The 13,036-nt window shown below is 55.7% G+C and carries 13 protein-coding genes and 1 pseudogene; 5 read left to right on the forward strand and 9 right to left on the reverse strand.

Going from position 1 to position 13,036, the window contains the following annotated elements:
* Positions 1–8: 8 nt before the first annotated feature.
* From LVW35_RS15360 to LVW35_RS15370, 3 genes are all read right to left on the reverse strand, one after another.
* Positions 9–779: a molybdopterin-dependent oxidoreductase gene (locus LVW35_RS15360; RefSeq protein WP_233890938.1), complete on the reverse strand. Its 771-nt coding sequence runs from the start codon at positions 777–779 to the stop codon at positions 9–11.
* Entirely contained in the window at positions 776–1,396 is a 621-nt protein-coding gene (locus tag LVW35_RS15365) for a cytochrome b/b6 domain-containing protein (RefSeq protein ID WP_233890939.1), read from the reverse strand. Before LVW35_RS15365 ends, LVW35_RS15360 begins: the two co-directional genes overlap by 4 nt.
* Before the next feature lie 71 nt (positions 1,397–1,467).
* Positions 1,468–2,079: a hypothetical protein gene (locus LVW35_RS15370; protein ID WP_233890940.1), complete on the reverse strand. Its 612-nt coding sequence runs from the start codon at positions 2,077–2,079 to the stop codon at positions 1,468–1,470.
* A gap of 216 nt (positions 2,080–2,295) precedes the next feature.
* On the opposite strand from LVW35_RS15370, the gene LVW35_RS15375 reads away from it, so the two are divergent.
* Both LVW35_RS15375 and LVW35_RS15380 read left to right on the forward strand, forming a co-directional pair.
* A complete protein-coding gene (locus LVW35_RS15375) occupies positions 2,296–2,991 on the forward strand; it encodes a heavy metal response regulator transcription factor (RefSeq protein WP_233896486.1) in 696 nt (231 codons plus the stop codon).
* Positions 2,964–4,358 (forward strand): heavy metal sensor histidine kinase, encoded by a 1,395-nt coding sequence (locus tag LVW35_RS15380; RefSeq protein ID WP_233890941.1) that lies wholly within the window; start codon positions 2,964–2,966, stop codon positions 4,356–4,358. The genes LVW35_RS15375 and LVW35_RS15380 overlap by 28 nt, the downstream gene beginning before the upstream one ends.
* Before the next feature lie 57 nt (positions 4,359–4,415).
* Here the strand turns inward: LVW35_RS15380 and LVW35_RS15385 are convergent, their stop codons facing one another.
* Positions 4,416–4,922: a nuclear transport factor 2 family protein gene (locus LVW35_RS15385; protein ID WP_233890942.1), complete on the reverse strand. Its 507-nt coding sequence runs from the start codon at positions 4,920–4,922 to the stop codon at positions 4,416–4,418.
* Between the two features lie 81 nt (positions 4,923–5,003).
* A complete protein-coding gene (locus LVW35_RS15390; protein ID WP_233890943.1) occupies positions 5,004–5,762 on the reverse strand; it encodes an SDR family oxidoreductase in 759 nt (252 codons plus the stop codon).
* A 222-nt stretch (positions 5,763–5,984) separates the two neighbouring features.
* On the opposite strand from LVW35_RS15390, the gene LVW35_RS15395 reads away from it, so the two are divergent.
* Positions 5,985–7,442, forward strand: a complete 1,458-nt coding sequence (locus LVW35_RS15395; RefSeq protein WP_233890944.1) for an MFS transporter — start codon at positions 5,985–5,987, stop codon at positions 7,440–7,442.
* Between the two features lies 1 nt (position 7,443).
* On the opposite strand, the gene LVW35_RS15400 is transcribed toward LVW35_RS15395, so the two are convergent.
* The 3 genes from LVW35_RS15400 to LVW35_RS15410 all read right to left on the reverse strand — a co-directional run bounded on the left by LVW35_RS15400 (position 7,444) and on the right by LVW35_RS15410 (position 10,224).
* The gene (locus LVW35_RS15400) at positions 7,444–8,304 is read right to left on the reverse strand and encodes a LysR family transcriptional regulator (protein ID WP_233890945.1); all 861 of its coding nucleotides are present in this window, start codon (positions 8,302–8,304) and stop codon (positions 7,444–7,446) included.
* A 310-nt stretch (positions 8,305–8,614) separates the two neighbouring features.
* On the reverse strand, positions 8,615–9,007 hold the full coding sequence (locus LVW35_RS15405) for a hypothetical protein (RefSeq protein ID WP_233890946.1): 393 nt from the start codon (positions 9,005–9,007) through the stop codon (positions 8,615–8,617).
* 26 nt (positions 9,008–9,033) lie between these two features.
* The gene (locus LVW35_RS15410) at positions 9,034–10,224 is read right to left on the reverse strand and encodes an NAD(P)/FAD-dependent oxidoreductase (RefSeq protein ID WP_233890947.1); all 1,191 of its coding nucleotides are present in this window, start codon (positions 10,222–10,224) and stop codon (positions 9,034–9,036) included.
* 363 nt (positions 10,225–10,587) lie between these two features.
* On the opposite strand from LVW35_RS15410, the gene LVW35_RS15415 reads away from it, so the two are divergent.
* Entirely contained in the window at positions 10,588–11,304 is a 717-nt protein-coding gene (locus LVW35_RS15415; RefSeq protein ID WP_233890948.1) for a class I SAM-dependent methyltransferase, read from the forward strand.
* 81 nt (positions 11,305–11,385) lie between these two features.
* On the opposite strand, the pseudogene LVW35_RS15420 reads toward LVW35_RS15415, so the two are convergent.
* A pseudogene (locus tag LVW35_RS15420) lies at positions 11,386–11,887 on the reverse strand (CinA family protein).
* A gap of 184 nt (positions 11,888–12,071) precedes the next feature.
* On the opposite strand from LVW35_RS15420, the gene LVW35_RS15425 reads away from it, so the two are divergent.
* Positions 12,072–12,833 carry an OBAP family protein gene (locus tag LVW35_RS15425; RefSeq protein WP_233890949.1) on the forward strand — a complete coding sequence of 254 codons (762 nt, stop codon included), beginning with the start codon at positions 12,072–12,074 and terminating at the stop codon, positions 12,831–12,833.
* The last annotated feature ends 203 nt before the right edge of the window (positions 12,834–13,036 follow it).

Below are 13,036 nucleotides of genomic sequence, written 5' to 3' on the forward strand. Positions count from 1 at the left end.
TTGCCTGATCAGATCCCGCTGAACCAGTTATATCCCTGGTCTTCCCAATAACCGCCCGGGTTGTCGTTGCTCACGAAAATCTCGACAACATGCTTGGGGTTTTTAAAGCCTAACTTGGTGGGTACTCGAACCCTTAGGGGATAGCCGTACTCGGGCGGCAACGCAACGTCAGCATAATCCAGTGCCAGCAGTGTTTGGGGGTGCAAGGCTGTTGGCATGTCCAGACTGGAGTAATAACGATCAGCACATTTGAAACCGACAAATTTCGCTGTGGTGTCGGCCCCGATGTGTTCCAGGAAGGTTTTGAGCGGTACGCCTCCCCATTGCCCGATGGCGCTCCAGCCTTCAACACAGATCAAACGGGTGATATCGCTACGTTGCGGCAGTTTGCGTAAGCTTTCGAGTGTCCAGGGTGCCGTGTCCCTGACCCGGCCGGAGACGGCGAGCGAGTAACTTGCCAAGTCCACCTCTGGGATGTCGTCCTGACCATAGAATGCGTTGAACGGAAATGGCGTGGTGATCTGTGCCCTTGTGAAGGTCGGGGCCAGTTTCCGTGCGCTGAACAGCCAGGCCTGGACCCGATCATTCCAGCGCGACATGGCCCAAAGCACCTTGTCGACCTGATCGCCGTCCTGCAGGTTGCAACCGGTCAGCATCGACATCGCGCCCACGGTCAAACCGGCACGAAGGAAATGGCGGCGCTGGATATTCTCCAGCTCAAGCTGTTGCGCAGGTTCAAGCCTGATGCGCTGAACAGTTCTTTTCTTGCGTTCAATCATGGTCTTTTTTTCCCGGTTTCCAGAGACCGCACACCACCTGTAATCATTGGCAGCAGGGTTCTGGGCACCAGCATTACCAACGCAAGATGAATCACGACGAATGCAGCAATCATCGCCATCGCCCCAAAATGTACATAACGTGCAATGTCATAGCCGCCCAGTAGCGCGACCAGCGCTTGAAGTTGAATAGGTTTCCAGATGGCCACGCCCGAGATCACGACGAGTGCGCCTGCCGCCAGCACCAGCCAGTACATCAGGCGCTGCACTGCGTTATAGACGCCCTTTTCATGCACCAGCCGTAAACGCAAAGCGTCCGTCAAATCATGCTTCAACGCGGTAAGCCCGATGGGCAGCAGCTCACGTTTGAAATGCCGACTGACCAACCCATACAGCATATAAATTGAGCCGTTGATCAGCAGCAGCCACATGAATGCAAAATGCCAGGCCAGCGATCCACCCAGCCAACCGCCCACGGTCACCGCCACCGGAAACCTGAAGCCGAACAGTGGCGAGGCGTTGTAAATGGCCCAACCGCTCATGAACATGCAGACCATGCAGACGGCGTTGAGCCAGTGGGTGAGGCGAACCGGCCAGGGATGAAGCTTTTTCTGTCTCACGTGTTTCCCCTTGGAAGCCGTCCATGTAGCGGGGCGTTGCCAAACGGCAGCGCCCCTGCCTTTTCAGGTAATTACATCGGTGGTTGGAAGCCATCCTTGCCAACCGCAATGCCGCGCGCGGTGGTTCCATCTGCGGCGGGGAACACGACAATTTTCGTACCTTTGACCAGTTCATCGGCTTTGCCTGGCTCGACGTAGGCGATTGGCACATCGTCCGGTACGACGATTTGTTTTTCGCCACCCTTGTAGTTGACGGTCAATGTGCGGCCATCGGCCTTGGACAGTTTCCCCACGGTACCGTTGGTCATGGTGCCTGTGCTGCCATCCGCGTTCTGCCAGCCATAATGACCTTCGCCACTGCCCTTCAGGCTGGCGTCAAAAACCGTCACCTCCAGGGCCTTCAATGTTCCGTTGGCCTGCGGGATGGCCGCCGAGCCAATGAAGCTGTCGGATTTGATCGAGTCGATATTGGCCTTGGATACTCGGTTGATACCGGTCTTGTCAGTCAGTCCGATAGTCTGCTGGGCGCCGGAGCGGACAGTGAATGTCAGAGTATTGTTGCTGACGCTTTCCACCGTGCCACGCAGCGGTTTGATCACCGGCATGTCAGCCGCGGTAGCAATGGCAGCAGCACTGAGCATCAACAAACCGAACGTGGTAGACAAGGCGTTTTTGAGTTGCATGGCGACGATTCCTCATGGGTTGATGTGCCGCCATCCTCGACCGCAGACCGGGACGTCACGATGACCGCCGAATGACATTTTTGTCATTCGCCAGCCCACTCCAATGAATGACAGAAATGTAACCAACTGCGCCGGCTCATCTCGTTACACTGCACAGCCGAGATACCGATGTCGCGGGCTGAATCCCGTCATGAAGAGACCCGAGCGCGCCTCACGATGCATATCCTGCTGATCGAAGATGACACCAAAACAGGTGAGTACCTCAAAAAGGGGCTCGGCGAGTCCGGTTACAACGTCGACTGGACCCAGCATGGTGCCGACGGCCTGCACATGGCCTTGCATACAAGCTACGATCTGATCGTGCTGGATGTGATGCTGCCCGGGATTGACGGTTTTCAGATCATTGAGCTCTTGCGCGCCAGACAAGACGTACCCGTGCTTTTCCTCACCGCGCGCGACCAATTGCATGACCGCATTCGCGGCCTGGAATTGGGCGCCGATGATTACCTGGTCAAGCCTTTTTCGTTTACCGAACTGCTGTTACGCATCCGCACCATTTTGCGTCGCGGTGTAGTGCGCGAAGCCGACCATTTTCACCTCGCAGACCTGGAGCTGGACCTGGTGCGGCGCCGCGTCACACGCCAACAGCAAATAATCGTGCTGACCAACAAGGAGTTCGCCCTGCTGCATCTGTTTCTGCGCCGGACAGGCGATGTGCTGTCCAGGACACAGATCGCTTCGGAAGTCTGGGACATGAATTTCGACAGCGATACCAACGTGGTGGACGTAGCAGTCAAGCGCCTGCGCAGCAAGGTCGACCAGCCTTACCCGAACAAACTGATCCATACCATTCGCGGTATCGGCTATGTCTGCGAGGTGAGGCCATGCGGTCCCGACGCCAACCCTCTCTGACCCTGCGATCGACCGTGGCGTTTTCCATGGTAGCGATGCTGGCCGTGGCCGGTGCGGGGGTTTATCTGTATCAGACGATGAAAGCCTCGGTATTGGTATACAGCGATCACGCAGTCATGGGCCGTCTGGAGCACTTTCGCAAGCTGCTGCACTACGAACTCGCCATCGAGAAACTGCGCGACAGCCCGCAGATTTTCAAGAACATGCTCGACAGCGAAGACGACATCTTCATCATTGAAGAGCCCGGACAGCAACCGGTCATCCGCGTAAATCCACTGAACGTCACGTTGCCTGAACTGCCCGTGATCGGCCAGGATACAAAGCTGAGCGCCAGTGACCTGCGCAGCGGCGTGACCGACTCGGGAACAATGCTGCGCGCCGCTACCGTCGTCACGACATCGGGTGGGCGCGAAGTCCGACTGACGGCCGCGCACCTCATGGGCAAGGAAATGGCTATGCTCGCGGCGTATCGCGAACGTATCTACCTAGCCGTTGCCCTTGCCTTTTTAGCGACAGCGTTGTTGGGTTACCTGGTACTGCGTCGAGGGCTGCGCCCGTTGCGCAGAATGGCCGCACATGCGGCAGCCATCACGCCCAAGCGTCTCCACAGCCGCATGGACAGCGCTGATACGCCGGTTGAACTGCAACAGCTGAGTGACGCCTACAACGCGATGCTCGATCGCCTTGCCCAGGGTTACCAGCGGTTGACGCAATTTTCCGCCGACCTTGCCCATGAAATTCGCACGCCGGTGGGATCGCTAATGGGGCATTGCCAGGTCGCCCTTCGCCAGCGCCGCAGCGAGGATGACTATCAGGCACTCATCGCTTCGAATCTTGAGGAGCTCGAACGGATCTCCCGCATCGTCGAAAGCATTCTGTTCCTTGCGCGCGCCGATGAAACGCAAGCGGTGGTGGAGCGCCAAAAACTATCACTGCGTGACGAATCACAGCGCATTGCTGAATATTTTGAAGGCTTGGCTGAAGAGCGGCAGATGACCTTCCAGATAACAGGCGATGGCAACGTGCTCGCTGACCCCTTGCTGCTGCGCAGAGCCTTGAGCAACCTGGTGGCAAATGCGATTCGCTACGCCTGCGAAGGCACCGAGATTTTGATGCGGATAATGGAAACCCACGGCGGTGCCCGGATTGAGGTGGAAAACCACGGACCTGTGCTGAGTGACGAAACCCTGGGCAAACTCTTCGACCGCTTTTACCGCGGCGATGCGTCTCGCCACCAGCGCTCTGACTCCTACGGCCTTGGCCTCGCCATCGTCGTGGCAATCATGCAACTGCATGAAGGTCACGTGCGTGTCGAACAGCCAAAGCCCGGGATTATCCGTTTTTCGCTGGCATTCCCTGCAGCTTGAGCGACATCAGCGTACAGGCTTGCCGTTCGCGCCTCTCACTGAACATATGCAAACATGTCATCCCTTTGACAGCGTACTCAGGCTCTGATGTTGGTTTACTGCGTACTGTTCATCGCCCGCTACGGGTACCCAATCTTTCAACGGTGTCAGGAAATGCAGTTCAAAACGACGAGACAGAAACGCCCATTTTCCGTCGCGACGTTCAAACCTGTCGTGGTACAGCCCACTGACTTGAACCGGACCTTTTTCAATGTCATGAAACAGGCAATCCGCAGCCGCCGTACCCACCGCGCTGTCACCCTCGATTTCAATCAGTGGGTTGGCCATCCAGTGGTGCATATGTGGCATCTGGCGCCAGCTGTTTTGCGCCATCGCGATAATTTCATCACGATTACCGGCCTTGCCAAAACCCGGTAGATCCAGTGTCGATTCTTCGTGCCAGATTCCGCTCAGAAGCGACACATCAATACGGTCGAACGCGTTGGCGTAGGCGCTGATCAGCGACTCGATGGCGACGCGACTTTCCAGTGCTTGCAGTCGCATAGTCAGTTCTTCAATGGTCATGATGAGGTTTTCCCTGCTGAGGCTTCGCAAAAGCGACAGAGACAACCCTCTACGAGGGCTGCGCTACGGTTGAGCACGTGTTCAGATCTGCGACAGGCCGCCATCGACCATCAGCTCTACACCGTTGACATATTTCGCATCGGCAGATGCAAGGAACAGCGCCGACGAGGCGATTTCTTCAGGTTGGGCCATATACCCCAGCGGAGTGATCTGCTCGACGTGTTGGCGTAGCGCGGCAATGTCGCTTTCGCTCATCCTCAAGCCGTTATCCATTAGAGGCGTGCGGGTGAAGCCAGGGCTCAGAACATTCGCTCGAATCTTGCGACCTTTGAGTTCGTTGGCCCAAGTCCTGGCGAAGGACCGTACTGCGGCCTTGGATGCGTTGTAGAGGCTCAGTCCCTCCATGCCATTGCTGGAGCAGATAGAGGCCGTCAGAACGATCGAAGCACCATTTTTCAACAACGGCATTAACGTCTGAACGGTAAAAAAGACCCCCTTTACGTTAATGTCGAACATGTTGAAATAAGCTGCCTCGGTGGTCTCGCCCAGCGGGTTCTTTTCGCAAATCCCCGCGTTGGCAAACACGGAGTCCAACTGATCGTTGCGCGCCTCAATCGTCGCCTTGAGCTTATCGAGATCAGCCTGGTGGGCGACATCGGAAATGACCGCGACCACTCTATCGCCAAGCTTGGACACTGCCTCCTCCAGCTTGGCCGCCGAGCGCCCGGTGATGTAAACGCGCTTGGCTCCCTCGGCAATCAACGCCTGCGCAATCGCAAACCCGATCCCAGTGGATGCGCCTGTGACAACGGCAACCTGATCAGCGAATTTACCTGACATATCTGACTCCTCAATCTCGGTTGTGTGGCTCAACTGGAACCACAGTGCGGCCATTTTGCGAGGAGTCAGGCACTGAGCGGCACTGCCAAAAATGAACATTGGCCGTTCAATTATGTGAGGCGTCAACGAAGGTTTGATCGTTTAGATTTGAGCCAGCTGATTCAGAGCATGACCCGCAATCGAGAATATCCTGGAACCGAAGGGTTTCAGGAAGGAGCCCTTATGCCTCAGACAAATATCGCCCTCCCGGAACCACGGCGCTGGTTGATGTTCGCCATCTTGCTGGTCGGTGCATTTTTACCGCCGCTGGATTTTTTCATCGTCAACGTAGCGCTGCCCTCAATTCAGCACTCGCTTGACACGGCTTCCTCTGCCGAACAGTTGATCATCTCCTCCTATGCGGCGCTTTATGCCGTGACACTGATCACCGGCGGACGACTTGGAGACATTTTTGGCCGCATGAGAATGTTCTTCGTTGGCCTGATTGGCTTTGCCATTGCTTCACTGATCTGCGGTGTCGCCGAGTCACCCTGGGTGTTGATCGCCGGACGTTCGCTGCAAGGCGTGACGGCAGCCATCATGGCGCCTCAGGCCCTCGCGTCAGTGCAGGCGATATTCCCAGAGTCCGAAAAGCCCTTGGCGCTGAGCCTGTATGGCGCGGTGTTTGGCCTGGCCTCGGTAGTCGGCCAGGCACTGGGTGGAATATTGATTTCGCTCAACCTGATGAACTTGGGCTGGCGGGCGATATTTCTGGTGAATTTACCGATTGCATTGCTGGTCATTCTGATCGCCATTCCCGTCGTCAAGGAAACCCGCGCGCAACAGACCAGCACGCTGGATCTGGGCGGAACGGTCCTATCCATGGTGACGCTTGCGGCTCTGATCGTTCCACTGATTGAGGGGCGTGAAGCGGGCTGGCCTTTGTGGGCCTGGTTGTCGCTTGCGGCGGTGCCGCTGCTGGCCTGGCTCTTCTGGCACTACGAAACCCGCTTGCATCAAGCGCAAGGCGCTCCGTTGCTCAACCCTGCCGCACTGCGCGCGCCCGGTCTGGCCCGGTCACTGCTCGTCGCCCTGACCTTTTACGCGATCGGCGTGTTTTTCCTGCTGCTTTCCATTTATCTACAGGGAGCGCTGCACACGAGCCCACTCAATGCAGGCCTCGTCTTCCTTCCTTTCGGCGCGGGATTTTTGCTGGGACCGCTTTGCGCTCCTCGGTTCAAGCGTTTTCTGGGGGCATACGTCAATCCGGTCGGGATGGGGCTTGAAGTATTGGGGTTTGTGCTCTTGGCCTGGCTCGTGGCGCACACGCCATCGTCCGTCAGCCCCGCTGCGCTGCCACTTGCCGTCATTCTGTTTCTGATCGGTTTCGGACAAGGATTGGCCCTTCCGACATTGATGCGCATGATCACAGGACGTGTGGCGCCCGCATACTCCGGCATGATTGCAGGCATTACCAGCTCCACCCTGCAAATCAGCACGTCACTGAGCGTGGCGATAATAGGCGGCATTTTCTACACCCTTCTAGGCACGGATACGGACGCGGCTGCCATCGCCCACGCCTTCACCGTCTCCATACTCTGCATCGCAGCATGCCTGGCGGTAGGCGCAGCAATGAGCCTTACCCTGGCGCGCCAACCTGCTGCAGAGCTGCAAACGGCGGCCATGCGCCCAGCAGAGTGAGTCAACCGCTTGCCTGATTGCCGATCATGATGGAAGCAAGGTCGGCAAGAGCACGAAGGCTGTCCATCTGGCGCATGTCCTGGTGGTAGCCCATCCAGATGTCGCGGCCCGGTGGCGGCTCGCGCGAATCAATCAGCCGCAGCGCCGTTAATGAGTCACCCAGGGCGCGGGGCAATACGGCAACGCCCTGCCCCTGCGCGCACATTTGCGCCTGGATTGTGCGGCTGCTACTGGTGAATACGGTACGCGCCAGAGGGTATCGCTGCTGCAGCCACTGCACATCGGGATAATGAGACTGGGCAACACTCATGGTAATCAAACCAACCCCTTCGCCCTGTGGCTCGGGGTCAGCAGATCCGACGGCCGTGTATAACCCATAGTTCAGGGAGATCAGCTTGCGGTGAACAATATCGGGTTCGGTGAAAGGGACGATTCGAAACGCGATATCGGCATCGCGACGAGCCAGGTCAAACAATCGATGCCCGGCGATAACCTCAGGCACGATCAGAGGGTAACGTCGCCCCAGTTCACTCAGGACGGGGGCCAGCACATAACAGGCAAACCAGTCTGCGCAAGAAATGCGCAACACTCCTTCTGGCTGTGCGCTGTCGCCCGCCAGGCGCCTTTCGATCGCCAACGCACTTTGCTCCATTGCCTGCGCCAGGCTGAGCAGCTTCTCTCCGCTGTCGGTCAGTACCAGTCCTTGGGTGGTACGTAGGAAAATGGGCTGGCCACTGGACTGCTCAAGTACCTGCAAGCGCCGCCCCACAGTCGGATGGCTAACACCCAACAGCTTGGCGGCAGCGCCCAATGACCCGCTGCGGGCAATCGCGAGAAAGACCCGCACATCACTCCAGTCCATGCTCTACCCCGTACAAAAATGAACAGTGAGAGTGAAGTAATGGCAGTGCCGTAGCAATCCCGAACCCGACATACTTGTTTGCAACACCTCTGTCGAACCACCCTGCGCAGACTGCTGTCCAGCGTTGCTCTGGAAAATGCAGATAAGGCCTGCGTGCATGTCGTGATGTCGACTGTTAACAGAAGTTTTGAACCGGGTTTCAAAAACTGTCTCTTGGCCTCAAGGGTATAAATCTGGCTATTGGTGCAGCATGTCTCAAGGCTCTGTAACTGCTTGCGGCTGAGGCTTGTTCATGCGTGATTCCTTCCGATCAGAGTTGTCTTCCGATGACATTCAAGGTTCTAAGGACCAGTGCCACGCCACGGCGGGTGTCCGTTTCGCGTAGGAGCGACAGTAACCCAAAGAGGTTGGGAGGCACCGCCTCTGCTGCAGTCTCGGCGGTAGCCATGCGTAGCGCATTGCCCAGACTCCAGGTGACGACGGTGGTGCTCTCGAACAACCGGGCAAGTTTTTCCACTGTCGCCTGGTCAAGCAGGTCGACGGTATCGCAGATCAGTGCCAGCAGGTCGACCAGGTTATCAAAGCGTCCACCCTCCAGAAGCGGTTTCAGTTTGTCCAGTAAGGCCTCGGTCCCAGAATTGTGGTCTAGCGGGTCGGTATTAACATCTGCACCCTTTGCGGGTGACTCATTAAAGACATCCATGTGTATTTACTCTTGCCTGTGTAGGGTCAAATCAATCCGCGAGCCACAGCCCAGTAAAGGCCGCGGTTGAATCCATTGCGCAGAAGGCCACCAAGTTTGGTTGGCGGGGTCGGCCTCACGTCGTGGGCATAGTCGTACCAAAGTGGCATTCCAGCATTTAGGCCCATCTGCGCCACAGCTTGGACACGCCCGTCATACACTGCATTGGGGCTACCCAAGCGGACTTCAGCGGCAATATTGTTGGCGATCACCGGCGCCTGGTTGTGACAAGCCCCACCCGCTTTACTGACGGGTAGATCGACCGTGTCGCCGATCACATAAACGCCTTCGAGCCCATAGACCTGTAACGTCTCATGATCAGTCGGCAGCCAGCCTTCATTGTTCTGAGCCTGTGAAACGCCGGACTCAAGCACCACGTCAACTGCACGAATCGGCGGGGTCGCCATCAGAATGTCGAACGGCTGTTCGTCCCCCTCTTGCGAATAAGCCATTCGTTGTTCCGGGTCGACTCTGCTCAGTGTGAACCCCCGTTGAAAGCGAATATTCTTCTGTTCGAAGATCTCCGGCAAAATCTCGCCGGTGGGTCGCTGCAGGAATAAACAATTGCGCAACAATTGGGCCGTGGTGGGATAGGTGTAAATGATTTCTACCTTGTCTCGGACGCCGCGACGACGAAGAAAGTCATCAAGCATCAACGTGGTTTCGACGGGAGCGATGCCGCACTGATGCGGTACATTGGGGGTCTCGGGAAAAGAAACCGTGATAAAAATTCGACCTTTTTTAATGGCGCTTAGACGTTGAGCCAATTGTCGCGCTGGTTCGTATTGGTAGAAGTGGTCGCCGGCCTCCTTGAGACCTTCAATACGTTCCGGAGCAGGTACGCAACCGGTGGCAATCACCAGAAAATCATAGCCATGACGCTTACCACTACGGGTTCTCAGCTCTTGTCTGGCGAAGTCAAAACGAATCACTTCGTCGACTTGAAAATCTATTTCCGGGCGTAACAATGAGCGTTCTGGACGTTTGAGCTCTTCCTGAAAAAAAAGATTGAACGCAACGTACATGAAAGCGGGTTTGTAGAAGTGCTCCTCAGAGTTAGAGAGCAGGACGATCTTCAACTCCCCCCGCAGAATTTCAGGATAGAGCTTGGTGACTAGTTGATTGGCAAGCATCGTGCCGCCCATGCCACCGCCGACAATGATTATCCGCTTCTGCATGTCCCACCCTCCATGGTGTAGGTAATATCCATTCGGCATGAATAGTAGTCGAGAACGGCGGGCGGCAAGAAAGAAGTGGCGATAAGAAAAAACTCATTAATCACCAAGTAAATATGTTCATTACAAGAAGCCATGAATCTTCCTGGCTTTCTTAAGTACCGAGCGGACGCTTTGGCCGATTGTAGTCAGTCGCGAAAAACCGGAACCTACCTAGAATTGACTGTCGACAAGAGGCTCAATTAGCTCAAGCAAACAGCATTTTCAATGCCATACATTCCTTACAGGAATACGCTGCATAAAATTAATGAATTTTTGTTATTACTGCATCTGGCGTAGCTTGATTTCAGGACATGGAGAACCGCCTTGAAATCATCCCTTCTCAACAAAGCTGACAAATTTGATACCTCACGAGCCGAAGAGTACGGACGCCAGAGCCGTATTGCACTCGCTGGATATGACGCCTGCCAAGACTTGGCTGCATGCATGCTGGCGGCAAGCCTGGGCAATACACGTTCGGCAAAAATACTGGTCGTTGGCGCTGGCGGTACGGCGCAGGAAATTATTGCGATGGCCAAGCTTGAACCGAGTTGGCGCTTCACGGCCGTTGACCCATCCGAGCCGATGCTGGAGGCAGCAAAACAGCAGTTAGAGGCAAACAACTTGCTTGAAAGAACGGCCGTGCATCTTGGGCAAGTTGAAGACCTGGCAGCAGACGAGTCATACGACGCAGCGACCTTGATCGGTGTACTCCATCATCTCGATGGAGATGAAGCCAAGCGACAAATTCTACGATCCATTCGGGCTCATCTAAAACCGGGTGCGCCGCTTATTGTCGCGGGGAATCATTACGCGTATGCCAGCCAGCCGTTACTGCTTGCGGCCTGGGGGCAGCGATGGCGGCAGCATGGAGCCAGCGTGGATGAAGTGAAGATCAAGCTTGGAAAAATCCTTCAAGGCGCTGATCCTCCACATTCCGAGGCGGCGGTTCAAAAACTCTTGCATGACGCCGGATTTGGAGACGCTACCCGTTTCTTCAGCAGCCTCTTCTGGGGGGCGTGGTTGACGTACAAAGTGGTCTGAACATGGCCGCGAATACGGAACATACACATCCGTTTGCCATTGATCCTGCGGTGCCCTTCGCACGCTGTGGGTCAGAGATCGTTAAGCGCGCTTACCCGCCATGGCTAACTGGTGAAAATGCGGCAGCGATTTCAGGGCATGGATGGACGCCGCCAATTGAACCTGCTCGCGCGAGCCCATGAACCGTTCCTTTCGACTGAACACGCTCATACCTCGCCCTACTCGATAGGCCCAGGCAAAACAAACAGTTCCAGGAGGTATTCCATCGATCGCATCAGGACCCAGTATGCCTGTCGTCGCTATAGCGACATCTGCAGGACTGTCGTCCAGCGCCCCGAGAACCATCTCCCGAGCAACCTCACAGCTCGTGAGATTAAAAGTATTTATGGTGTACTCGCGTACTTTTAATAGTCGCTGTTTCGCTTCTGGCGAATAGACAACGTAACCACTCTCAATACATGACCCCCCCTCCGTCGACCTCCGAAAGCAATGTGATAATTTTTCCTGCGGTACAAGACTCGGCCGTGGTAATGACCATTCGATTGCGTTTGAGGTACTCCACGGTAGAAGCGGCGACAAACATGATAATTGCTCCTGCGCACGAGCGATTGCGCTATCACCCTGTTCTAAAAACCGACCTTTCAAATCAATCAATGTTCAAGCGAAAGTGTTTTGAACGTGCACGGCGTCAGGGTTTCCAACGTCTACAGCGTTGAACCTGACTTCATCAATTCATGAGAGAAGGCAAGAGGATGGAACCTACGACAATGGTTACCAAGACAGCCAGAACCGCCAAGTCATTTTCCTTGGCCGCAACCTTTACCCTGCTAAGCGCCTGCGCCGGCAATAATTCCCCCTCGAATGTGGGCACACCCGGCAAACCCATTACCCCATCTACCCGAACCTTGGAGGCCGGTGCAGCCCTGCTCCAATCTCGTCCGCCTGTTGATGCATTGAACGCCTATCTGGACGGTTTTCACTTCTATAACGGCCATCCTGACGTGCAGATGGAAGCGCATCACTACTGCGCGGTTCTCAGCGAAGAGGTGATTCAATGCGTGATCTACGACGGCAATCGCAAGGATGCCAAGTTGATGGGCGTGGAATACATCATCAGCGAGCAGTTATTCAACACACTGCCTGCCCCTGAAAAGGCGCTTTGGCACAGCCATGTGCATGAAGTGAAATCAGGACAACTGGTTGCGCCGGGGATCCCCGAAGTGGCTGAGCACGCCTTGATGGAAAAACTGGTACATACCTACGGTAAGACCTGGCATACCTGGCATACCGATCTCCACAAACGCCTGCCACTGGGTGCGCCGCAACTTATGATGGGGTTTACCACCGATGGACAGGCCGACCCTCGGATGGTCGCCGAGCGCGATCAGCGAATGGGTATCGACAGCACCGAAAAGAAGAAGACTCGCGTCGATATAGTTACGCCACCCATCGCCCCCGGTGCGGACGCATGGCAACGGGGTACCGTTATTCAGATCACCGATCCGACTACAACGGCCCATCAGCACTGAACGCACCACTCAGTCATTCGGATTGAACATTTACCGGCTCTTCTCTATCGCAAGACCAGTGATAGGAGGATGTCATGACGCAAATCAATTCGCCCGGCTGGGTAACGTTTACAGTAGACGATTGAGTCGTCATAAACGCCCGAGCTCAGCAACAGCAAATGGCCGGACGATTTTTTGAATTTTTTTGACGTCAAATATCTCTA

The sequence above is a fragment of the Pseudomonas sp. HN11 genome (assembly GCF_021390155.1).
Lineage (GTDB): Bacteria > Pseudomonadota > Gammaproteobacteria > Pseudomonadales > Pseudomonadaceae > Aquipseudomonas.